Origin of the sequence: Proteus sp. NMG38-2, from assembly GCF_020640995.1 — a bacterium.
In the GTDB taxonomy this organism is placed as follows: domain Bacteria; phylum Pseudomonadota; class Gammaproteobacteria; order Enterobacterales; family Enterobacteriaceae; genus Proteus.
Map to the genome: position 1 here is coordinate 1457315 of NZ_CP085481.1, position 23493 is coordinate 1480807.

Annotated in this window: 20 protein-coding genes, 1 tRNA gene and 2 pseudogenes; 15 read left to right on the top strand and 8 right to left on the bottom strand. The window is 37.1% G+C overall.

What is annotated here, in order from left to right; genetic code table 11:
• Positions 1-6: 6 nt before the first annotated feature.
• From LG402_RS06750 to LG402_RS06780, 7 genes are all read left to right on the top strand, one after another.
• The gene (locus LG402_RS06750; RefSeq protein ID WP_166539561.1) at positions 7-1938 is read left to right on the top strand and encodes an ABC transporter ATP-binding protein; all 1932 of its coding nucleotides are present in this window, start codon (positions 7-9) and stop codon (positions 1936-1938) included.
• 89 nt (positions 1939-2027) lie between these two features.
• Positions 2028-3317 carry a membrane integrity-associated transporter subunit PqiA gene (gene pqiA, locus LG402_RS06755; RefSeq protein WP_227336662.1) on the top strand — a complete coding sequence of 430 codons (1290 nt, stop codon included), beginning with the start codon at positions 2028-2030 and terminating at the stop codon, positions 3315-3317.
• Positions 3310-4962 (top strand): intermembrane transport protein PqiB, encoded by a 1653-nt coding sequence (pqiB, locus tag LG402_RS06760; RefSeq protein WP_227336663.1) that lies wholly within the window; start codon positions 3310-3312, stop codon positions 4960-4962. Before pqiA ends, pqiB begins: the two co-directional genes overlap by 8 nt.
• The gene (gene pqiC / locus LG402_RS06765; protein ID WP_227336664.1) at positions 4962-5534 is read left to right on the top strand and encodes a membrane integrity-associated transporter subunit PqiC; all 573 of its coding nucleotides are present in this window, start codon (positions 4962-4964) and stop codon (positions 5532-5534) included. The genes pqiB and pqiC overlap by 1 nt, the downstream gene beginning before the upstream one ends.
• A gap of 99 nt (positions 5535-5633) precedes the next feature.
• Positions 5634-6047, top strand: coding sequence for an ASCH domain-containing protein (locus LG402_RS06770; RefSeq protein ID WP_166539564.1), 414 nt, complete (start codon positions 5634-5636; stop codon positions 6045-6047).
• A gap of 474 nt (positions 6048-6521) precedes the next feature.
• Positions 6522-6692, top strand: a complete 171-nt coding sequence (gene rmf, locus LG402_RS06775) for a ribosome modulation factor (RefSeq protein ID WP_023581348.1) — start codon at positions 6522-6524, stop codon at positions 6690-6692.
• A gap of 860 nt (positions 6693-7552) precedes the next feature.
• A complete protein-coding gene (locus LG402_RS06780; protein WP_227336665.1) occupies positions 7553-8044 on the top strand; it encodes a hypothetical protein in 492 nt (163 codons plus the stop codon).
• Positions 8045-8161: 117 nt separating this feature from the next.
• Here the strand turns inward: LG402_RS06780 and fabA are convergent, their stop codons facing one another.
• A complete protein-coding gene (fabA, locus tag LG402_RS06785) occupies positions 8162-8680 on the bottom strand; it encodes a bifunctional 3-hydroxydecanoyl-ACP dehydratase/trans-2-decenoyl-ACP isomerase (protein WP_023581351.1) in 519 nt (172 codons plus the stop codon).
• Positions 8681-8763: 83 nt separating this feature from the next.
• Positions 8764-10506, bottom strand: coding sequence for an AAA family ATPase (locus LG402_RS06790; protein WP_227336666.1), 1743 nt, complete (start codon positions 10504-10506; stop codon positions 8764-8766).
• A 364-nt stretch (positions 10507-10870) separates the two neighbouring features.
• On the opposite strand from LG402_RS06790, the gene matP reads away from it, so the two are divergent.
• Positions 10871-11332 carry a macrodomain Ter protein MatP gene (gene matP / locus LG402_RS06795; protein ID WP_072069645.1) on the top strand — a complete coding sequence of 154 codons (462 nt, stop codon included), beginning with the start codon at positions 10871-10873 and terminating at the stop codon, positions 11330-11332.
• Positions 11333-11514: 182 nt separating this feature from the next.
• On the opposite strand, the gene ompA is transcribed toward matP, so the two are convergent.
• Positions 11515-12606 carry a porin OmpA gene (gene ompA / locus LG402_RS06800; protein WP_227336667.1) on the bottom strand — a complete coding sequence of 364 codons (1092 nt, stop codon included), beginning with the start codon at positions 12604-12606 and terminating at the stop codon, positions 11515-11517.
• 349 nt (positions 12607-12955) lie between these two features.
• A complete protein-coding gene (gene sulA, locus LG402_RS06805; RefSeq protein ID WP_166539568.1) occupies positions 12956-13507 on the bottom strand; it encodes an SOS-induced cell division inhibitor SulA in 552 nt (183 codons plus the stop codon).
• Positions 13508-13738: 231 nt separating this feature from the next.
• Here sulA and LG402_RS06810 point away from each other — a divergent pair, with 231 nt between their 5' ends.
• Positions 13739-14347, top strand: coding sequence for a TfoX/Sxy family DNA transformation protein (locus LG402_RS06810; protein ID WP_109408828.1), 609 nt, complete (start codon positions 13739-13741; stop codon positions 14345-14347).
• 75 nt (positions 14348-14422) lie between these two features.
• Here LG402_RS06810 and yccS read toward each other — a convergent pair whose 3' ends face one another.
• On the bottom strand, positions 14423-16591 hold the full coding sequence (yccS, locus tag LG402_RS06815; protein WP_166539569.1) for a YccS family putative transporter: 2169 nt from the start codon (positions 16589-16591) through the stop codon (positions 14423-14425).
• Positions 16592-16705: 114 nt separating this feature from the next.
• Between yccS and helD the strand changes: the two genes are divergently transcribed.
• Entirely contained in the window at positions 16706-18757 is a 2052-nt protein-coding gene (gene helD, locus LG402_RS06820) for a DNA helicase IV (RefSeq protein WP_166539570.1), read from the top strand.
• A gap of 2 nt (positions 18758-18759) precedes the next feature.
• Here the strand turns inward: helD and LG402_RS06825 are convergent, their stop codons facing one another.
• Positions 18760-19218: a methylglyoxal synthase gene (locus LG402_RS06825; protein ID WP_072069639.1), complete on the bottom strand. Its 459-nt coding sequence runs from the start codon at positions 19216-19218 to the stop codon at positions 18760-18762.
• A gap of 137 nt (positions 19219-19355) precedes the next feature.
• On the opposite strand from LG402_RS06825, the gene LG402_RS06830 reads away from it, so the two are divergent.
• A complete protein-coding gene (locus tag LG402_RS06830; RefSeq protein WP_109408831.1) occupies positions 19356-19769 on the top strand; it encodes a CoA-binding protein in 414 nt (137 codons plus the stop codon).
• A 79-nt stretch (positions 19770-19848) separates the two neighbouring features.
• On the opposite strand, the gene hspQ is transcribed toward LG402_RS06830, so the two are convergent.
• Positions 19849-20169 carry a heat shock protein HspQ gene (hspQ, locus tag LG402_RS06835; RefSeq protein WP_006537351.1) on the bottom strand — a complete coding sequence of 107 codons (321 nt, stop codon included), beginning with the start codon at positions 20167-20169 and terminating at the stop codon, positions 19849-19851.
• 197 nt (positions 20170-20366) lie between these two features.
• Here hspQ and LG402_RS06840 point away from each other — a divergent pair, with 197 nt between their 5' ends.
• On the top strand, positions 20367-20648 hold the full coding sequence (locus LG402_RS06840; RefSeq protein WP_166539571.1) for an acylphosphatase: 282 nt from the start codon (positions 20367-20369) through the stop codon (positions 20646-20648).
• Between the two features lie 37 nt (positions 20649-20685).
• Here LG402_RS06840 and tusE read toward each other — a convergent pair whose 3' ends face one another.
• On the bottom strand, positions 20686-21015 hold the full coding sequence (gene tusE / locus LG402_RS06845) for a sulfurtransferase TusE (RefSeq protein ID WP_109408833.1): 330 nt from the start codon (positions 21013-21015) through the stop codon (positions 20686-20688).
• 182 nt (positions 21016-21197) lie between these two features.
• Between tusE and LG402_RS06850 the strand changes: the two genes are divergently transcribed.
• The 3 genes and pseudogenes from LG402_RS06850 to LG402_RS06860 all read left to right on the top strand — a co-directional run bounded on the left by LG402_RS06850 (position 21198) and on the right by LG402_RS06860 (position 23230).
• Positions 21198-21285 (top strand) — tRNA-Ser (locus LG402_RS06850).
• A gap of 164 nt (positions 21286-21449) precedes the next feature.
• Positions 21450-21991: pseudogene (locus LG402_RS06855) on the top strand (tyrosine-type recombinase/integrase); the annotation flags it as partial.
• 70 nt (positions 21992-22061) lie between these two features.
• Positions 22062-23230: pseudogene (locus tag LG402_RS06860) on the top strand (IS3 family transposase).
• Positions 23231-23493: the final 263 nt, after the last annotated feature.

The window sequence follows — 23493 nt, forward strand, 5'->3', positions numbered from 1 at the left end:
TTTACAATGCCGTTAATTAGTTTGACAGGGGCTTATTTATCTTTCAGTGATGCTCCTCTATTAGATAGCACCGATTTATTTATTGAAGAAAATGAACGCGTTTGCTTAGTCGGGCGCAATGGTGCAGGAAAATCAACTCTATTAAGAGTGTTATCTAAAGAACAACCTTTAGATGATGGTCAAGTTGTTTATGAGCAAGATCTTGTAACCGCTCGCTTACAGCAAGATCCCCCAAGAGATATTGAAGGCACTATCTTTGATTTTGTTGCTGAAGGTGTTGAAGAAGATGCTAAATATCTAACAGATTATCATCATATTTCTAAATTGATTGAGACAGATCCTTCTGATAAAAATCTCAATAAAATGGCAGAGTTGCAAGAAGTACTTGATAGCCGTAACTTATGGTTACTTGATAGCCGAATTGCAGAAGTGCTAGAGAAACTGGGTTTAGATGGTGAGGCTGAACTTTCTTCTTTATCGGGAGGGTGGTTAAGAAAAGCTGCATTAGGGCGTGCATTAGTTAGCGCACCAAGAGTGTTATTTTTAGATGAACCAACAAACCACCTTGATATTGAAACGATCCTTTGGCTTGAAAAATTCTTAAAAGATTTCCAAGGAAGTATCGTATTTATTTCCCATGACCGTTCATTTATCCGTAATATGGCAACCCGTATTATCGATCTTGATCGTGGAAAACTTTCTTCATGGCCAGGAAATTACGATAAATATCTTGAAAGTAAAGAAGAAGCATTGCGTGTTGAAGAGCAACAAAATGCAGAATTTGATCGCAAATTAGCACAAGAAGAAACTTGGATACGTCAAGGGATTAAAGCACGGCGCACTCGTAATGAAGGCCGTGTACGTGCTTTAAAAGCATTACGTGTTGAACGTAATGAACGCCGTGAGGTGTTAGGCAGTGCACGTATGCAGGTCGAAGAAGCAACTCGTTCTGGTAAAATCGTATTCGAGTTAGAAGATGTTAATTATAGCATTGGAACTCGCAAGTTAGTTCGTGATTTCTCTGCCAAAGTACAACGTGGCGATAAAATCGCGCTGGTGGGGCCAAATGGCTGCGGTAAAACCACATTATTAAAACTTATGCTAGGCGATTTAAAAGCAGACAGTGGGCGAGTTCATTGTGGTACTAAGCTTGAAGTTGCTTACTTTGATCAGCACCGTGCGGCACTTGATCCTGATAAAACTGTGATGGATAACCTTGCTGAAGGTAAGCAAGAGGTGATGGTAAATGGTCGTCCTCGCCATGTGCTTGGTTATTTACAAGACTTTTTATTCCCACCTAAACGTGCGATGACACCTGTTCGCGCACTTTCAGGCGGTGAGAGAAACCGTCTATTGCTGGCACGTTTATTCTTAAAACCAAGTAACTTGCTTATTCTCGATGAGCCAACCAATGATCTCGATGTTGAAACATTGGAGTTATTAGAAGAGCTAGTTGATGCGTACCAAGGCACTGTTTTACTAGTTAGCCATGACCGTGAATTTGTTGATAATAGTGTTACTGAGTGTTGGATCTTTGAAGGCGATGGTGTTATTAACAGCTACGTTGGCGGATATTACGATGCTCAGCAACAAAGAGCACAAACAGTTTCACTGAGAAGTGAACAAAATAAATCACGTAATGCGCCAGAAAAAGCTGAAAAAGAAGCTAAAACTAAAGATAGCGCTAAAAAGAACACTCGTAATGGCAACAAGTTAAGTTATCATTTAGCGCGTGAACTTGAACAACTACCCGCTAAGCTAGAAACTTTAGAAACACAGTTAAGCGCATTACAAGAAGAAGTGAGTGCTCCAGACTTTTTTACTCGTCCCCATGAGGAAACTGAAAAAGTTCTGAAAACACTTGCGGATAAAGAACAAGAGCTTGAGACCGCTTTTGATAGATGGCAAGAATTAGAACTGATGCAAAGCGGTGAATAAATCGCCAGCCGAAAACGGGGCATTTGCCCCGTTTCACTTTCTGGATTAAATATTCTTTTATTGATCATTAAAAAATAAGAGGTGTCACTGTGTGTTCTGGTCAACAACATCGTCATGAACATAAGCATGAGCAAATATTATGTCCTCAGTGCGATCTGGTGGTCAGTGTTCCTGAATTAATGCAAGGAACCAAAGCAACATGCCCTCGTTGTCACACAGTGCTAACGGCACGTTGGCGCCAGCCTTTTTATCAACCTGTCGCATTGGCAATCAGTGCATTATTTATGTTACTGATGGCAAGTCAGTTTACGTTTGTCAGTATGGAAGTTGCTGGTATTGCTAATAACGTAACATTGATGCAGATCCCAAGAGTGATGTTTAGTGAAAACTACATTGAATTGGGGGCTTTTTTCTTACTCTTTGTTCAAATTGTGCCTGCTTTTTGTATGGTGGCTATTCTATTACTGTGTACCCCAATTAAACTACCTAGAAAATTACAAATCTGGTTATCTCGTATTTTATTTCAACTCAAATCATGGTGTATGGCTGAGATTTTTCTCGCGGGAATTTTAGTCAGTTTTGTAAAATTAATGGCTTATGGTGATATTGGTTTAGGGTTAAGTTTTTTACCTTATGTTTTGTATTGTTTATTTCAAATCCGCGCTTTTCAGTGCCTTGATAGACATACACTATGGGAAAAGTTAGAGCCACGCCCTGATTATCCTAGTATTGAATCAGGTAAATCAGGATTAAAACAAGGGGTAAGATTATGTCGTTCATGCACCGCGATTTTACCCGCAACGCAATATGAATGTAGTCGTTGTGAAGTTAAAGGACATGCAAGAAGACCGAAAAGCTTGCAATGGACAGTCTCACTGTTGATTACATCACTTATTCTTTATATCCCTGCAAATTTATTGCCCATTATGGTGACTGAATCGCTAGGTAATAATATTTACTCTACTATTATGGCTGGGGTGATTTTGTTATGGGAAGATGGCTCTTATCCTGTTGCGATGGTGATATTTATTGCCAGTATTATGGTGCCAAGTTTGAAAATGATAGCAATAGCTTGGCTTTGTTGGGATGCACACAAATCCAAAGGTAAAAGAGATCCTGCTAGAATGCATTTTCTCTATGAAGTTGTTGAATATGTGGGGCGTTGGTCAATGATTGACGTCTTCGTTATCGCTGTTTTAGCTTCATTAGTCAGAATGGGACGTCTGATGAGCATCTACCCAGATTTTGGTGTAGTGCTATTTGCAGTGGTTGTTGTATTAACGATGTTCTCTGCAATGATGTTTGATCCTCGGTTGACGTGGGATAAATGTACAGCTGATGATGATAAACCGATGATTAAGGAGCCTAAGGGTGACTGAAAAGAATGAAACTGCTTTAACAGAAGCAAAAATTAACAAACTAAAAAGCTGGTCTCCAGTTTGGATCATACCGCTTGTCACCTTATTGATTGGTGCATGGATACTTTATTATCATTTCAGCCATCAAGGTCCAGAAGTTACCTTAATTACTTATAATGCTGAGGGCATTGAAGCGGGTAAAACAAAAATCAAAAGTCGTAGTGTTGATATTGGCTTAGTTGAAAGTGTCACTCTCGATAGCAATTTTAGTCGCGTTATTATTAATGCGCGCCTAGATACAGGTATGAATGAGCTATTACGGTCAGATACAGCTTTTTGGGTTGTAAGGCCACAAATAGGTAAAGAAGGGGTGACAGGTTTAGGTACCTTGCTTTCAGGTGCCTATATTGAATTACAACCAGGTTTAACTGGTAAAGAGAAAAGTGAGTTTAATCTTCTTGATGCACCTCCTCTTGCTTCACCTGATGCAAAAGGTATTCGCATCAACTTGGTGAGCGAAAGAGCAGGGCAGTTAAATGCGGGAGATCCTGTTTTATTCAGAGGCTATCAAGTTGGCTCTGTAGAAACCAGCGAATTTAACATTGATAGCCGAGACATGCATTATCAGCTTTTCATTAAAGCGCCTTACGACAAAATGGTGACATCCAATGTTCGTTTCTGGAAAGATTCAGGAATTGCTTTTGATATGTCTTCATCTGGCGTGCGTGTTGAAATGGCGTCACTTTCTACACTCTTTAGTGGTGGCGTGAGTTTTGATGTACCAGCAGGTTGGTTGCCTGGTGAACAAATTGCACCTAAAACAGAATTTAAACTCTACGATAATGAAAAGAGTATTCAAAACTCGTTATATACCGATTATCGCAGTTACATCATGTTTTTCTCTGATTCAGTAAGAGGGTTACAAGCTGGAGCACCGGTTGAATTCCGAGGAATTCGAATGGGGACTGTTGTGCAAGTACCTTATTACACAAAAGGAATGCAACAATCGCTTGATAAAGATTTTCGTATTCCAGTGCTTATCCATGTTGAACCAGAACGTTTTGCCAATGATGTTGGTGAAAGTTTTGATTTCGTTAAAGAGATCTCTTCAGCTTCTAATAATGGCCTAAGAGCTTCATTAAAATCAGGAAATCTTTTAACGGGCGCTCTGTATATTGATCTTGATTTCTATTCAGACGAAACAAAATGGGAAGGATCTCAAGAGGTTGCTGGCTTCCAACAAATACCTACTGTTAGCTCAGGCTTAGCGCAAATTCAGCAAAAAGTGATGACATCACTTGATAAGATCAACAATCTTCCTGTTGAACCGATGCTTAAAGAGATGACAGCGACTTTATCTGAAAGCCAAAAAGCAGTAACTGAGGCAAAAGAAACACTGAAAGCATTAAATGCCATGATTGGCAGTGATGAATTTAGAAATCTTCCTAATGATATTCAGCAGTCATTGAAAGAGATCAATCGTAGTATGCAAGGATTCCAACCGGGCTCTCCGGCATACGGAAAAATGATCGATAATATGCAGCAGCTTGATCAGGTATTAAGAGAAATGCAGCCTTTATTGAAAACATTGAACAATAAAAGTAATGCATTAATTTTTGAGGCGAAGGATGGTAAAGATCCAGAACCAAAGAGGGCTGAAAAATAATGAGATACATCATTGGGATATTTGTTTTGATGCTAACGGCATGTTCAAGCCAACCTGAGAAAACCTATTATCAGTTACCTGATATTTACCAAACAGGGGTATCAGCACAAGTCACGACAACACAGTCAGCGAAAAAGCCTCAAATCTGGGTTCAGCCGATCCGTTTGTCCAATATGCTGGTTAATGCTGGTATTGTTTATCAAACAACAGATATTAACTATACCGTAGCAAATCAGCATTTATGGATAAATCCACTTGATCAGCAATTACAACAGAACCTCATTTCAGGTTTAACAAAAGCATTGCCAGGAACCGTTGTTGCTAACCAACCGATTGAAGATAACTTAGCAAAATTAACAGTTACAGTTAATTACTTTCAAGGTCGTTATGATGGGCAAGTGATCATTTCTGGTGATTGGATTTATACTGAAAATAGCAAAGTGATTAGTCAGCCATTCTCTCTTGTGTTAACACAAACCGAAGATGGTTATCCTGCTTTAGTCCGTACATTAGGACAAGGCTGGGAGCAAATTGTTTCTGGTATTGCGACAACAATTCAAGCTCAATACTAACTGACTTAGCCTACATCTATTCAAACCCAATATTCTCTTAAATCGTATTTAAGTTGAATATTGGGTTTTGTTTATCAAAAAAATAAAAAAGGAAGCTATATGTTAGAAATGCTTAAAAAGAAATATCCCTCTGCAATCAGCTGGTCATTTGGTGATAATGCTCAGTTAGCTGATGAACTTGTAGTGTTGGTGGTAGAAGGAAAAAAAACGGCAACGTGTAGCTCATTAAGCGGTTTTTTTAGTGACAGTGCTATTCCTGCTATTGGTGGATATAGCATTATTTTAAATAGTCAAAATGAGCCTGTTTGTGTTATTCGCACGCGTTCTTTGCAGTTAATCCGTTTTAATGAAGTCACAGAAGAACAGGCCAAAAAAGAGGGGGAAGGGGATTTAAGTTTGGCATATTGGCAAGATGGGCATAAAACCTTCTTTACTCGTGAAGGTCGTTTTTCAGAAGATATGGAGTTGGTATTTGAAGAGTTTGAATTAATAGAAGTATGTAAGAGGTATTAATAGCTTATTTTACCTTCCAAAATGGCTAATTCCTTAATAACAATAAGGTAATTTTAATAAGCTTTTCTACAAATAAGTAAAAAAAGAGCAAAAAATTATATTGGTTAATAATGGCTTATATTGACATTACTTTAAAAATAAAGATTATTTTTGTTTATTTAATTTGTTGATTATCTAAGACAAAAAATAATATTATTATCTCACATAACTAAAAGTTACATTAAATCAATATTTTAACTAAATACTTATTCTGACTATTTTAAATCCTAAAATAACCCTACAAATATTAATTAAATAAAGTTAATGATAACAAGTGTTACTAAAGTTAAATTTAGCTCGGCTTCACAAATATGACATTTGTATTAACTTCTTTACTTGCTTAAATGCTCAATAAAGCGTATCAATTTATAGTGGTTGTTGAAAAAACAATCATTATCTTTCCGCTTAAACTTAGAACGTGAGGGTTGTCTAGACATGAAAAGACAGAAACGAGATCGTTTAGCAAGAGCATTATCGAAAGGTTATCAAGCTGGTATGCAAGGCCGTTCAAAAGAGCTTTGTCCTTATTTCGCGATTGATGCGCGTTCACATTGGCTGGGAGGTTGGCGACAAGCCATGGAAGATCGCCCAAGTCTGGTAAAATAAATAACCCGTCGTAGTAAAATAAACAATGGTGATATTAAATATAATCACTAAATTTTGCCGACGAAAAAAATTAAGGGTTATTTATATATATTTCTGTGCTCACATTGAATACAGGACAATTTGAGTATAAATAACAAACAGTAGTTATAAATTGAATACAAAAAGGCTTGCATATTCTGCGAGCCTTTTTACATCATACTGGCATTATTTTTTTATTCGGTTGTACATATTTTCTTACGTAAACGAAACCCATAAATAGTAAAAAAAATAGCAAGTATTGAATTGACAGAATTATATAGCCAATCAATTCTTTCCGAAGTAAACCAAGTTATAAGAGATGTTAATATCAAAAATATGCCACAATAAAACATAAAGTCAGCGTGTTTTTTAGATACTTTTCCTTTAGTAATCACTTATTTTCCTTAAAATAATTTTTTATAAAGATTAATTTAATTTGTTTTTTGATTTTTTAAATAACTTATATATATTGGGGCTATATAAACACAATGAGGTTGTAATAAAACCTAAAAGCCATTTTATATCAAATTGATTTGCATACATACAAATAAATATAATCAATAAAATCGTGAGTCGATAGCCAATTACTTTGCAAAGAAAAAAGGTAAGCTCAACAAGAAAACTAAAAAGCTCTGCGAGTGCGCTTATAATCATCTCCATACGATTATTCCTTAATGTTATTTATTCTAAGTCGATATAATTTTTAAGTGTGATATTTATTTGGGATAGGGATTATCACTTAACTTAAATTTATCTTCACATATAAGAATTATTTACTAATGTGGTGACACTATACATTGATTAATTTATTATAGCGACTTTTAATTACAAGGAAGGTTTTAATGAAAAAACCAATATCATTATGGATAATATTAATTGCTTTTATTTTCTTCACACTACAGCAATTAATATCTTCATTACCTAATATTTCTATTTTAATAGGTGCATTTATAAGAAGTAGTGTTGATCTTGATTTTGTAGCTTCTCTTTCTATCGTGTGGAGTATGATACAAACTTCTTCTCTCGTTAGTTTATATGTTATTACACTTTTTGTTATTTTTATGAAGAAAGAAATAGCACCAATAATGCTGAAAATATTCTGGTGTATATCAATGCTTCCTATGACTATTGTCATAGCAATAGGTATCCAAAACGCATTTGATAATACAAATGGTAGTCATCAAGCAGTAAGTTCAGGTGAAATATTAGGGAGCTTATTTTTAGTAGGATTGCTTGTTTATCTTACATATAGCCTATTTTTCTCTTCTAGAATTAAAGACTATTTTCAGTATTTACAAAATAAGCAATCGACGCAATGTATTGATAAAAACTAAATTAAATATGATCTGTTTTTTATAAATAGAATAAATACATTATTAGTACAGATAAAAAAATACCGTGTATTGTATATTACACGGTATTTTTATAATAAACTTTTGGAATTATCGATCTTAGAATGCAGTTGTATCTTTAAATAAGCCAACTTTTAAATCTTTTGCTTCATAAATCAGCTTACCATCAACATACACTTCACCGTCGGCAATACCCATAATCAGTTTACGATTGATAACACGTTTGAAATCAATTTTATAGGTAACTTTTTTTGCAGTTGGTAATATTTGTCCAGTGAATTTAACTTCACCTACACCAAGAGCACGGCCTTTTCCTTCGCCGCCAAGCCAGCCAAGATAAAAGCCAACAAGTTGCCACATGGCATCAAGGCCTAAGCAACCCGGCATCACAGGATCATTGACGAAATGGCAATCAAAGAACCATAAGTCGGGCTTGATATCGAATTCTGCTTCGATAAAGCCTTTATTATGGGTGCCGCCATCTTCAGTCATTTTAATGATGCGATCCATCATTAGCATATTACCAGACGGCAGTGGTGGGCCATCTTGGCCAAATAATTCACCACGGCCTGAAGCAATGAGGTCTTCTTTAGAATAAGATTCGCGTTTATCAACCATTGTCTATATAGCCTTTATCAAATGTAAGATAACAGAATAGCTTACACTTGTACGCTGAACAACTCCGATCACTTGAAATAGAATTATCTGAATAGGCGTAAGAACCAAGGTAACTTAGGTCTATCTTGATTATTTGCAAGTGTTATACGGTCATGGATCACAGCTAACAAGTGTGCATCAGATTGTTCTGGCTCGCATTGCTCTTCATAATATGGCTGACGAGTCAGTAATGTTATGGCTTCAGCGATATGTGTTACAGGCCAAATATGAAATTTCTCTTCTTTGACGGCTTGTTGAACATTTTCATTTAGTACTAGATGACGAATATTCGCGAGAGGAATAATTACACCTTGTGATCCTGTTAATCCTCTTTGCTGGCAAATATCAAAGAAACCTTCGATTTTTTGGTTTACGCCACCAATAGGCTGAACCTGACCAAATTGATCAACTGCGCCCGTTACCGCAATTTGTTGATCTATTGGTTGCAGTGCAAGTGTACTAATTAATGCACACAGTTCAGCCAGAGAAGCGCTATCACCATCCACCTCACCATAAGACTGCTCAAAAACAATAGAGGTACTAAATGGTTGTGGTTGGTCTAAACGTAATTCTGAGTTTAAGTAAGCTTGCATGATCATCATTCCTTTAGCATGAAGATTACCGCCAAGCTCAGCTTTACGTTCAACATCAGTAAACTCACCATCACCAATATGGGCAACACAAGTTATACGAGTAGGTTCACCAATTAAATCAGGATAACCAGGATAATCTAAGACAGAAAGCCCATTGATTTGGCCAACGGCTTCACCTTCTGTTTGTATCATTACCTGATCTTGCAAAATTTCATCACGACTACGCTCTAATAGATAACTATGTCGCCATAAGCGATTTTCTTCTGCTTTTTTTAGTGCGTCTGCATTTAGATAAGCATCATGATTAAAGCGCATTGCGTAACGGAGTTGACGTAAGATCCATTCTAAATCTAAGCTCAAGATCAACTGATCTTCATGTTGCCTTGCTGCTTGTGTTAATAACACTTCCCAAGCATCTGCTGATAAAGAAGGGAGACGGTATTTTTGGCACAATGCATTTACAAAACCACACCATTGCGAAAGTGTTGTTTCGTCTTCTAAATACATATCGTATTCATATTCGCCATATAAAGCTACGTTACTTAATTCTGGCTCCATAAATTCTAGCTCTTCAAGACTTAGTCTATCGCCAACTAAAATCACTCGCAGATTGAGAGGCATACTTTCAATGGGCAAAGGCAATGATTGATTATCATTCCAAACAAGCCATTCAAAGCGTTGCTCTTCAACCATTTTTTTCAGACGAAACCACATTAATGGTTGAGCTAATAAAGATTTAATGGAGAGAACGAGAATTCCACCATTAACTTTATGTAATAAACCTGGGCTGACAGTGACATTATCTTTATGACAATAGAAAGAGCCAAAGAGTTGTTCGGGTTCTATCCACTGGCAACAAGTAATGGATTCTGATGATGAAAATGCACCTTGTACATTTTCTTGCCAATAGATTTTATTTGATTCTGCTTGATAGGCACCAATAACCGGATAGGTTTTGATCTCTGATTGCGTTAATGTGTCTGTCAACATATCAAAGTAAGCGGTAGAATCATCGGCTTTTAACAGCATAAATTGGCCTGAATCTGCATTATTTAGCCATTGTAGGCTTTCGTACAGGCGAGGCTGAACCTCACGAAGTAGAGATGCAGGTAATTGAGATGCTGTTTGAAAGAAAGTCTGGTAGGAGGCGTAATCAGGACGTAACGCCTGCCATTCTAATTCGTTGTTTTTCAAGGTTACCGTTTTTATTATTGGTTAGTGAAAAGAGATTTATTAGATACCACTATAAGTGGGTATCTATCCTGCAATAAGACGGTTCTTTAACTGTCATCAACTGCATAGGCAGGGAATATGTATCGCTACGACCTTATAATAATGAGCTAACAAATCAGCCATTAGGTTTTATTATAGCGACGCTCGATTCTATCATAACGTGCTCAGAAAACTATCCCTTATCAAGGCTTGTTATTAATTGATAAAAAAAGATTATCCAAAACATCCTTGCTTATAAAATAGGCAAAAAATTTCGGTTCAGTGGCAGTATTTTTGTAAAATTGTTGATATGCTAGTATATAGTTACGTTGTCACGGGGATTTGTATGAAATATCAACAATTAGAGAATCTAGAATGTGGCTGGAAGTGGGCATATCTCGTCAAAAAACATCGTGAAGGTGAGTTAATTACCCGCTATATTGAAAAAAGTGCGGCTGATGAGGTTGTCGAGCAATTATTACTGATAGAATCACAGCCATTAAAAGTTTTAGAGTGGATAGATTTGCATATGAATCCTGATCTATCCAATAAAATGAAACAAACTATTCGTGCTCGTAGAAAGCGGTATTTTAATGCAGAGCATCAACATACACGAAAAAAATCGATAGATTTAACATTTAAAGTTTGGCAGCGCTTATCGGCTTTATCACAACGCCGAGGAATAACATTATCAGAAACAATAGTACAATTAATTGAAGATGCTGAACGAAAAGAGCAATACGCTTTAAAAGTACATAGTTTAAAAGATGGATTAATTGAGTTATTAGAACGAGATAAAGAAAAGTAATCGATATTATTTTTTATCTGTATTAACAATACCCTTTTTTATTGTGACACTTCATACCCCTTTTTATTTATTCAATCTTTGCCTCTATATTCTTAATTTGTATATTTTTTCTTCCCATAAAGAAAACCCTGCCAGTGGCAGGGTTTTGAATTCATTAACAGTAGATTATTCTACTATCTGAATTATTTACCAGGTTGAACAACAACTTCAGTTGTACCTTGGATTTCGATTTCAACACGACGGTCTGGCGCTAAGCAATCGATCAGAGCTGAACGAGCTTTAACGTTGTCACATGTGTTGCCAGTAACTGGATTTTCTTTACCACGACCTTCTGCAGAGATGCTGTTTGCAGGGATACCTTTAGATACCAGGTAATCAACTACAGATTGAGCACGTTTTTCTGACAGAGGCAGGTTGTAGTTTTGAGAACCGATACGGTCAGTGTAACCAATAACGACTACACGACCTTGAGTTGGGTCGATGTTAGCCAGTTCATTGTACAGACCATTCAGAGCTTCTTGACCTTCAGCTTTCAGAGTAGATTTGTTGAAGTTGAACAGAACGTCTGAACGCAGAGTAAAGGTTTTGTTCTCAACAACTGGAGCTGGAGCTACAACTGGAGCTGGAGCTACAACTGGAGCTGGAGTTTCTTGGTTGAAACGGTAAGCAACACCAACACTCAGCATGCCGTTGTCTGGACGCGCATTCAGAGTACCTTTATCACCAATGTTGTTGATCCACTGATATTCAACACGAGTAGCGATGTTTGGAGTGATCGCGTATTCAGTACCTAATGCGAATACTGGAGAAACGCCAGTATCGTTATTAGAGAAACGATCTTGTTTTGGAGATAAAGAAGTAGCGTTTTTAGTTGCAGAAGAATCTGCACGCCATACCATACCACCTAAACGGGTATAAACGTCTAAGTCTTCCATTACTGGATAACTTAATTTAGTGGTTAATTGGACACCTTGAGCACGGAACGCACCATTGTCATATGAACCTTTATAAGTCATACGACCTAACCAATCATAACCCAGTTCAAAACCTAAGTATTGGTTGTACTGATAACCAGCAAATGCACCTGCACCTAATTGGTCACGGTGAGTGTTACCATTACCGATAGAAGTACCTTCAAAATGGTTGCTAGTACCTTGGTATTGAGACCAACCTAATTTACCACCAGTATACCAGGTATTGTCTTTTGGAGCTGCTTGCGCTGCAGTTGCGAAAGCTGCCACTGCCACTGCTAATGCGATAGCTGTCTTTTTCATTTTTACGCCTCGTTATCATCCAAGTTAGGCATTTGGCTTTAAGCCTTATTATTTGCCCTTGGTTAAATTATTGTTAGGAATCCAATACTTTCATCAAATGATGATCCCAAAAAATGGGATTTAAAGCATAACCTTAACGACATAAAGTCTACAATGAACTTAAAAAGTTACAAGTAATCCTTTAAAATTCGACTTAAAATTTTAAAAAGATCTGCCTAATTCCACAATGGGTAAGATTCTGTATTTTTGTTAAATTTATTGTAACTATATGATTTAGGTTATAAATACTTTTGACTTATCTTAAATGATATCGAGGTGTTCTGAGTATTAGGAAAACTCTTAAATTTCACTAATGGTAGTGAATTGAATGAATTTTTACGGAATTCAAATGTCGTTTAGATGCATTAGTACTTTCTAAATGGATATTTGTATTAATTTGTTGACGCATGATAAACCCCAAGCTTTTACCTTTGCTTGCAGCAGATTCTAATCTTTTCATCTCTTCTGGCGATATTTCTGGTAACCAAGCTAGAACGACACTGTAATTTCCACTCATTAATGCTTTTTCCATCAAATCAACCGTATTTATTCTATTTGCATGATTTAATTGGATTATTTTATCAAGAGGTAATCCTACGTTTTTCAACCAAGAACGATTGAGTTTTTGTTGTGGGCTTAACCACAATAACCAACGTGATTCATGGCTATACTGTTTTAGTAATGGCAAAAGGATGTGATTAATAACGAGCGGATTTTGGTAGAGAAGTTCACTTACCATGCCTTGTTTATTATTACTTTCCGTAGTAACCATTGCTGAAGGGATAGATAGAGGTAATACCTCATTCGAGATCTCTTGGAGAATGGTGTTTTGTCTTGTCGGAGATGATGTTGAGATTTTCATGTTTACCTCTGCCTATATGTACTGTATGAATATACAGTATCTCTAAATTTCGCTTAAATCAAGCTCAATTTTTTGAAAGTTCCTCTCAAATTTTATGTAAATCTCTATTTTCAAGCTGTTAACTATTGGCAATAAAAAGTAAATTCTTTATTGTTTCTATGGTAAGTTTCATATGCATGTTTTTGAATTCAAAGATAAAAAATTCACATCAATGTTTATGTTGGAGTTTTAATGTCATTTTTACCTGAGCAACGGAAGGCTCATTTGCTATCGCGCATTGCGAAATATGGAGAGTTAACAACAAAGTCTCAATTTGGTGGTGTTAGCTTAATGATTGATGACGTTATGTTTGCTATCACGTCTGATAATCAACTTTATTTAAAAGGAAGCGATTTTTTAGAGACGCTTTATAAGGCAACAAAAATGGAAGCCTATATTTATCTGAAAAAAGGAAAACCAATAACGTTACGTTATTATAAAATCATGGATTCTTTATGGGAAAATCAGCAAAAATTAGATCAATATATTGATTTGTCATATCACTACAGCATGCAAGAGTATTTAGGCCAACGGAAAAGGCCATGCCGAATAAAAGATTTACCTAATTTAGGTGTCATATTAGAGAAAAGGCTAAGCCAAATTGGGGTTAATAAAGTTGAAGAGTTACGACTTATTGGTGCCAAAGCCTGTTATTTGAAATTAATGCGCAGCCATAATTTAAAAAATAGTGAGATTTTACTTTCATTAGCGGGTGCAATAATGGGATGTCATCGTTCCGTGTTACCCAACCAACTAAAAGCAGAACTATTAGATTGGTATAATGAATTGTCTTTTCAATAAAATAAACCTAACGACAGTTATTTTCTCTAGTCCTCATATGAAATTAGAGAAAATAACGTCGATTAGGCATTAACACTAACGCTGTGATTCAAGTGCTTTATTTGTTTCTCCTTGCTCAATTATTTGAATGCAGTTAATGATTTGAGGGAGTAAATCTAGTAATAATCGAATCTGAGTAACAACTAATTGAATTCGCCCATCATCAGCATTAGGTAATGAATTGATCCGTTCAATTAACTCGATATGAGGTTGTTTAAATGCTTTATCCTGCGCTGTTTTGTGACGCAAAGCAGCGTCGATATAACAAACAGTATCATTCAGCAACGTAAGTATTGTTTCATCTTCGATTTTAGAACGATGAACACCAAGTGCTGAAATATAGCTAAGTAAGGTGTGATTCAAACAGAGTAACTGGAAAGCGACCTCTTGGGAGGCTTGATAACTTTTTGGCTCTGATGACATATTCGAGATAAGTGAAGCGAGTTCACCATCGCTACTATGAGCATTACGGCGAGCAATTCGATAATCTAAGCTATTATCTTTTCCTTGGTAATATTGAATAAGAATAGCATCAAGGTAATAGCAGTTATTTGTCATTGTTTTTTGAATAACAAAAGGTAATTGGCGGAACTTCCAATCAGGCCAGATAAAACTGACCGCAAACCATGCAATAGCACAACCAATTAAGGTATCAATAATTCGAGGAAGAGCGACATCGTAGCCTTCACCAAGTAAATTAAAACTTAGCAGAACTAATAATGTAATAAATAGCGTGGCATGTGCATATTGTATCGTTCTAAATGCAAAAAAGAGCGTGCCGGTGATAACGATTAATACCAGTTGTCCTTCAATAGAGGGTACAAAATATAAAATAGGGAAACCGATTAAAATACCAATAATGGTGCCACTTACACGTAATGTTAAGCGTCTACGTGTTGCATTGTAGTTAGGCTGGCACACAAACAAGCTGGTTAATAGTATCCAATAGCCTCTGTCTAATTGGAAAAATTGAATAATTGCATAACCAATACAAAGCACGAGTGACATTCTAACTGCATGTCTAAAAAGTGCTGATTTAGGAGTAAGATGTTCTTTTATTCTTAATGCGATATCTCGCCATCCGGTTAAACCATCATCGGAAAGTTGTGTTTCTTCTTTTTGGTCATGGGATATTTGGTACTGCTCTGTGCTAATACTGCGTAAAAGCGCATCAATCCCTTGAAGGTTTTGCAATAAATTATTCAAAGGAGTCATTAATTGCGGTTCTGTGGTTGTATTTTTTAAATGATTGAGGGCATTTTCTAAATAATTAATGGAACGCTCGAGGGCGGGATTATGCTGATATTTTTTATGCCAAAGAATTGATTGTGCAACTTGTTCACAAGCCCGAGCCTGCATAGAAAGTAAACGTTGAAAACGAAAAAGCACATCACTGTGGCGCAATTCATTACTCAATAATTGATACTGGACATGAGATGAACTGGCTCTTTCATGAATATCTTGAGCTACAAAATAGTAATGAAGTGTAAAGCGACTACTGCGCTGACCTCTATCACCTTTTAGTCGGCTTAATAACGTGACTTTAGTTTGATTCATTGTGTCAATAAGCTGACTGTTTGCCATAGCTAAACTATAAAGTGAGTGTTGATAGTCATCTTCAATATCAGGATCAAATAAAGTTGCTTTTGCCTCGAGGTATGTTGCGAGTTGCTGGTAGCAACGAGTTAAATTATCTTGCACAGGGCGAATAGGAAACAATAAGTGACCAACTAAGGTTAACGAGTTGTACCAAATAGCGCCTAACAACAGCAAAATAGGTTGTTCATACCAAATAGGGAAAATAGGCATACCGAGCATAGTGTAGATGGCAATTAATAAAGCACCAAAAGCAATGGTAGCGTAGCGTTGTCCTAGCGCGCCTAATAAAATAAATCCCCAAGTTGAAATTGCTAGACCACAAAAGAATAAAATAGGGTAGGGATAAAGCAATCCTATTGATGCTGATGCAAGAAGAAAACAGCATAAGGTAATGACCAGGTTTTTTAAACGCCCGACAAGTCTGTCATCTAAGTCCGTTAATGCGGCTGCGACCACACCTAAAGTCAGCGGAATGGTGTATTTAGGCTCTTGACCTAACACCCAAGGAAACAAAGTCGTTCCTGTAAGTGCGATTATTATGCGAATATAATAGAGAAAGTGGCTATTATAGATAAATCGGCGGGCGCCATTTAGCAAAGTGAACACAAAAAGCCCTTAAATAAACAAGATGAAGATAATTACCTCTTAGAATATAGGGTTTATCACCGATTAAAAAGAGCTTAACAACAGACTATTTGTTATTTATTGCAGGAATTACGTATGGAACTGAAATCCACTCCGATGGGACAACGTTTAGCACAGCATCCTTATAATAGAGTCAAATTGTTAAATGCAGGTATTGAAGTCAGTGGTGAAAAACATCAGTATTTAATTCCTTTTAATGAATTGATTAATATTTACTGTAAAAAAGGGATTGTGTGGGGTGAATTAGAATTTTTATTGCCGGAAGATAAAGTGGTTCGATTACATGGAACAGACTGGGAGGAAACTCAGCAGTTCTATCGATATCTATTCCAAACATGGCAAATGTGGAGTCAAGAAATGAGTGAAATCAGTGCTCAAGTTCTTGAGAAGCAACTCCATAATATTACTGAAATTATGCAATCCAATAAATGGATAAAACAATCTAAGCTTAGTGAAATTCAACAATCTATAAAAGAAAGCTTATCGGCTATTCCACTTCCACTTGAACGCCTTACCCAATTTGATAATTGCCAAGTACTTTATCAGCAATGTTTAGAGTGGTTAAAACAAGGTGAATTACTTATTAATAAAGAAAATTCTGCGTGGATAACACAAATGCTAAATGAGCATGCGGAGTTTTTTAATACAATTGAATCATCTCCACTCAATGGATCACAATGTCGTGCGGTTATTAATGGTGAAGAGAATATTTTAGTCTTAGCCGGGGCCGGAAGTGGTAAAACATCTGTACTAGTCGCAAGAGTAGGATGGTTATTACGCCGAAATTTAGCACAAGCAGAGCAAATTTTGTTATTGGCATTTGGGCGTAAAGCGGCGCAAGAAATGAATGAGCGTATTTCAGCGCGTTTAAATGCCGATATTATGGCGAAAACATTTCATGCATTAGCATTATCTATTATTCAACAAGCGACAAAAAAACAACCTAAAATTAGTGAACTTGAAATAAATAGTGAAAAAAGAAGAGCGTTATTATTAGGCGAATGGCGAAATCAATGTCAGCAGAAAAAAGCGCAAGCAAAGGGATGGCGTGAATGGTTATCTCAAGAGCTTGATTGGGATATTCCAGAAGGTGAATTTTGGTATGATAGAAAATTAGAAAATCAAGTTGCTGTAAGGTTAGAGCGTTGGATTGGCTTATTAAGAATGCAAGGCGGTAGTCAAAAATCACTAATTGAAAGTGTACAACCTGAATATACAGATGCATTCAAAAAATATTTAAAATTATTATCGCCTTTATTAAAAGCATGGAAGATGGCATTAAAAGAAGAAGACGCGATAGATTTTTCCGGTTTATTACATCAAGCTATCAATCTTATTGAAAAAGGACGTTTTATTAGCCCATGGAAACATATACTTGTTGATGAATTTCAAGATATTTCGCCACTTAGAGCATCACTATTAACAGCATTAAAGCAGCAAAATAAACAAACGTCTTTATTTGCTGTGGGTGATGATTGGCAGGCTATTTACCGTTTTAGTGGTGCTGAATTATTATTAACGACCTCTTTTCATCATTCATTTGGAGAAGGCGCCGAATGTGCATTAGATACGACCTACCGTTTTAATGACACAATTGGTGATGTTGCTAATACGTTTATTCAACAAAATCCGATGCAATTATCTAAGCCTTTAAATAGTCTAGTTAAAGGCAATAAAAAAGCGGTTGTTTTACTATCAGATGATCAACTTGAAAATCTATTAAATAAAATGAGTGGTTATGTTGGTGACGATGAAACGATCCTTTTACTCGCCCGTTATCATTATTTAAAACCTGAACTATTAAAAAAAGCTAAGACACGGTGGCCTAAATTAAATTTAGAATTTATGACTTTTCATGCATCGAAGGGGCAACAAGCTGATTACGTTATTATTTTAGGTTTGCAAGAAGGCAAAGATGCTTTCCCAGCACCTGCAAGGGAATCAATTATTGAATTAGCGTTATTACCAAAAGTTGAAGATTATCCTAATGCGGAAGAACGCCGTTTAATGTATGTGGCATTAACAAGAGCAAAAAAACAAGTATGGCTATTATTTAATAAACAACAGCCATCTTGTTTTGTTTCGGAGCTAAAATCTCAAGGTGTTCCTATACAGCGAAAACCTTAGAATTATTTTAATCTTTCTTTTAAATAACCTTCGTAATCAGGAATTTTAATTGTAGATTCTTGTGAAAACAGAGGCGATGAAATTAAAAAGTTTGCGGTTGCACGATTGGTGGCAACCGGAATATTCCATACCGTTGCTAAGCGTAGAAGGGCTTTAACATCCGGGTCGTGGGGAACGGCGTTCAATGGATCCCAAAAGAAAATCATAATATCGATTTTCTTTTCAGCGATCATTGCACCTATTTGTTGGTCACCGCCCATTGGACCACTTAGCATTTGAGTAACACTTAGGCCGGTGTGGTGGTTAATTAAATTTCCTGTGGTTCCTGTAGCAAATAACTTATGTAGAGACAGTTGTTCACGATTATTTTGAACCCATTCAAGTAATGAGCTTTTGCAGTGATCATGGGCAACAAGCGCGATATTTTTTTCTTTTAAGAGCGTGCGGTCAATTTGTTCCATTTGATACCTTTAAAAATAAATATAGTTATTGTTCCAGCTGTCAAAATACCTTTTTTTTATCTTACAAGCTATGAACGGATCAAGATACTATGATGTATCATAATATTTTCAATCTTCATGATGAACGGAGTATATAAATGGTGGACTCAGACATTTATGACATTTTAAGAAGTGTCAAAACAATTGCACTTGTTGGTGCGAGTAGCAAAGAAGATCGCCCAAGCTATAAAGTCATGAAATTCTTATTAGAACAAGGTTATGATGTTATTCCTGTAAACCCAGGTATGTCTGGACAAACATTGTTAGGTCAACAATGTTATACCTCATTAAAAGATATTCCTGTCTCGATTGATATGGTTGATGTTTTCCGTCAATCATCTGCTGCATTAGAGATCGCAAAAGAAGCGATTGAAATTAATGCCAAAGTCTTATGGTTACAAATTGATGTGATTAATGAAGATGCCAAAGAGTTAGCAGAAAAAGCAGGGTTACGAGTGGTTATGGATCGTTGTCCTAAAAAAGAAATCGAAGCGCATGGCCTTCCTTGGTAAAAAATTAAAATAAAATCGCCGAAAACAAATTCGGCGATTATCATATTTATTCAGATCACGGCTTATTTAGATTATTCGGTTAATTTCGTAATCGTGGAGCCTGTAATTGGCTACGAATTGACTGCGATAGCTCATCCAATGAGTCATTATCTAAGTGTTCATCTGAAACTTCATAAGTTATCTGCGCTTCAGCAAGATAAGTATGAACGGGTTGTCCTTCATCATCTTCCATCACAACATGGTACCAAGGTGCTGCTCGCAAGGTCACATTAGATGCAATATCATCCTCATTAGGCTGATCAAGGGAATATTCAGCATCCACATCGACAACAACGCCTAAGTAGCCGAGTAATTTATGTCTAACTTGCTGTCCTATCCCAAATTTGCTGGCGGTCATCATAGTATCACCTCCATATAGCCTTGCTTATTGGTTATATATATGAGGGCACAAAGTGAAATTTCAAGGATTTGAAAAAAATATAATCCTTTGCTTTCATTATGAATAAAGAACCTCACAAAATCAGATTATCTATTGTATAAAGAAAAGACAATAACCTGAGTAGAATTTTTATTTTAACAACATTATCAGGAGAGCATATGAAAATGGGTAGAGAATATATTATTCAAGGGCATGTTCAGGGCGTTGGGTTTCGTTTTTTTACTTATCAATGGATGAAGAAACAACCAATAACAGGTTATGTTTGGAATCGTGATGACGGCAGTGTGGGCGTAAGAGCGTTTGCAAAGGAAGGTGTGCTTAAAGAATTTGAAAATTGGTTAGAAGCTGGTGGCCCTAGAGGCGCCAAAATTACATTTTGGTCTGCTACATCTTGTGAATATGAATCAATGACAGATTTCTCAATCCGCCATTGTGAGTAGTGTGGTTTTTAGTTATTTATTATTAGAAGCTAATATTTTAAATACATTTAACGGGTTTAGGCAAACCAGCCAGTTTTGTGGCCTGCTTCGCTGGGCCTTTAGGAAATAGACGATAAAGGTAACGACTATTGCCTTTTTCTTCGCCATATTTTTGCGCAAGAGCTTTTACCAGCATACGAATAGCAGGGGAGGTATTAAATTCTAAATAAAATTGGCGAACAAAGCGGATAATTTCCCAATGTTGCTCTGTTAGTTCAATTTCTTCTATTTCAGCTAATGTTGGAACCATATCTTCACTCCACTCATTGCTATTTTTTAGATAACCGTGACTATCTGTCTCGATTTCTTTTCCGTTAAATACAAACATGTGCTTTATGACCAATCAAAAATAATAGCGTTAATTTAGCAAAAATAAGGAAAATACCCAAGCAGAACCCATAAATCGTTGATTAATTAAGCCATTGACTTGTAATGCGTTTAATTTTACATCAAACAGTACAATAAGACCTTTACAATATAAGCCTAGATGTTTATATTGCTCCCCATTGCGGAGGGGTGGCCGAGCGGCTGAAGGCAGCGGTCTTGAAAACCGCCGATGGGAAACCATCCGAGAGTTCGAATCTCTCCTCCTCCGCCATTTCATCATCTCCTAGCGTCTCCTGAAGTCTCCTTATCCCAGTAAAATCAAGCAATCCAACAAAATTCCATTATTCCAACGTCTACTATCGTCTATTGAAAACTACCCCCTTTAGGTGGTACATATGGGGGTACATTTATACCCCATGATTTGAGTACCCCTAAATGAAGCTAACCGTTAAGCAAATTGATTCCAGCAAGCCTAAAGAAAAAGACTACAAACTATCTGATGGTGGTGGACTGTATCTATTGGTTAAAACTAATGGCGGAAAGTATTGGCGGTTAAAATACCGAATCGATGGCAAAGAGAAACTTTTAGCTATTGGAATTTATCCAACCGTTACACTAGCTGATGCCAGAAGAAAGCGTGACGATGCAAAGAGATTGCTGGCGGATGGAATTGACCCAAACCAACAACGCAAAGAACAAAAGCAAGCCTCAAAGATTGACAGTGTAAACACCTTTAAAAATATCGCCCTTGAATGGTATGAGGGAAGAAAGGATCGCTGGTCTGTTAGTTATCGTGATGACATGATGGACGCATTCGAAAAAGACGTCTTCCTTATATAGGTAATCGCCCGATTGCCGAAATCAAACCAATGGAATTACTCGAAGTGCTTTCTATTATGGAAAAGCGCGGAGCAACCGAGAAGCTAAAGAAAGTGCGTCAACGTTGTGGCGAGGTATGGAAGTACGCCATTATTACTGTAGTGGTTTAATAAATTTGGCCACCTGAATAGAGGTGATATGCTTACCTCAAACAATAAAGGTGCCTTAATGAAAAAACGAAATTTCAGTGCAGAATTTAAACATGAATCTGCTCAGTTAGTTGTTGATCAGAACTACACTGTTGCTGATGCAGCTAAAGCCATGAATATCGGTCTTTCCACTATGACCCGATGGGTAAAACAGTTGCGCGATGAACGGGCTGGCAAAACGCCGAAAGCCTCTCCCATCACGCCAGAGCAAATTGAAATACGTGAACTCAAAAAGAAACTTCAACGTATTGAAATGGAAAATGAAATATTAAAAAAGGCTACCGCGCTCTTGATGTCAGACTCCCTGAACAATTTACGTTAATCGGAAAGCTCAGGACGCGTTATCCCGTAACCACTCTCTGCCATGTATTCGGGGTTCATCGCAGCAGTTATAAATACTGGAATGCCCATCCTATTCAGCCTGATAGAAGACGCACCGTATTGCGCAGTCAAGTTCAGGAACTACACAACATCAGCCATGGCTCTGCTGGGGCAAGGAGTATTGCCATAATGGCAACGTTCAAGGGCTTCCCAATGGGGCGTTGGCTTGCTGGTAGGCTCATGAAATAGCTCGGCCTTGTAAGTTGTCAACAACCGAAACACCGCTACAAACGTGGCGGACAAGAACATATTGCTATATCGAATCATCTCGAACGTCAATTTGCAGTGACTGAGCCCAATCAAATGTGGTGTGGCGATGTCACCTATATCTGGACAGGCCAACGCTGGGCGTATCTCGCCGTTGTTCTCGATTTGTTCGCCAGAAAACCGGTGGGCTGGGCAATGTCGTTCTCTCCGGACAGTCGATTGACCATCAAAGCGCTGAAAATGGCGTGGGAAACTCGGGATAAACCAGCAGGGATGATGTTCCACAGTGATCAGGGTAGCCACTATACAAGTAATCAGTTTCGGCAGTTACTATGGAGATATCGGATCAAACAAAGTATGAGTAGACGCGGAAACTGCTGGGATAATAGTCCAATGGAGCGCTTCTTTAGAAGCCTGAAGAACGAGTGGGTACCCATGACTGGCTACATAAGTTTTAGTGATGCTGTCCATGCAATAACGGACTATATTGTCAGGTATTACAGCGTACACAGACCTCACGAATATAACGGAGGATTATCACCAAACGAATCCGAAAAGAGATACTGGAAAAACTCTAAAATGATGGCCAGTTTTAGTTGACCACTACAGCTCTGAAATTGGAGGCTCGTCACTGGCTGGCAATATTCTAATAATGGCCATGAGATAAAAGTAACCACTTTGGTAACCACCAAAAGTAACCACAATGCAAATAAGCATTGCGATACCCACAGGACAATTTTGTCCTCTGAATAAATATCAATAAGTTACCGTGACGCAAATATGCGTTACCGAGTAAATCAATAGTTTATCTACTCTGAACATGAATAACCAAAGCTAAAATAACGGTCCTATTGCGGTCCATA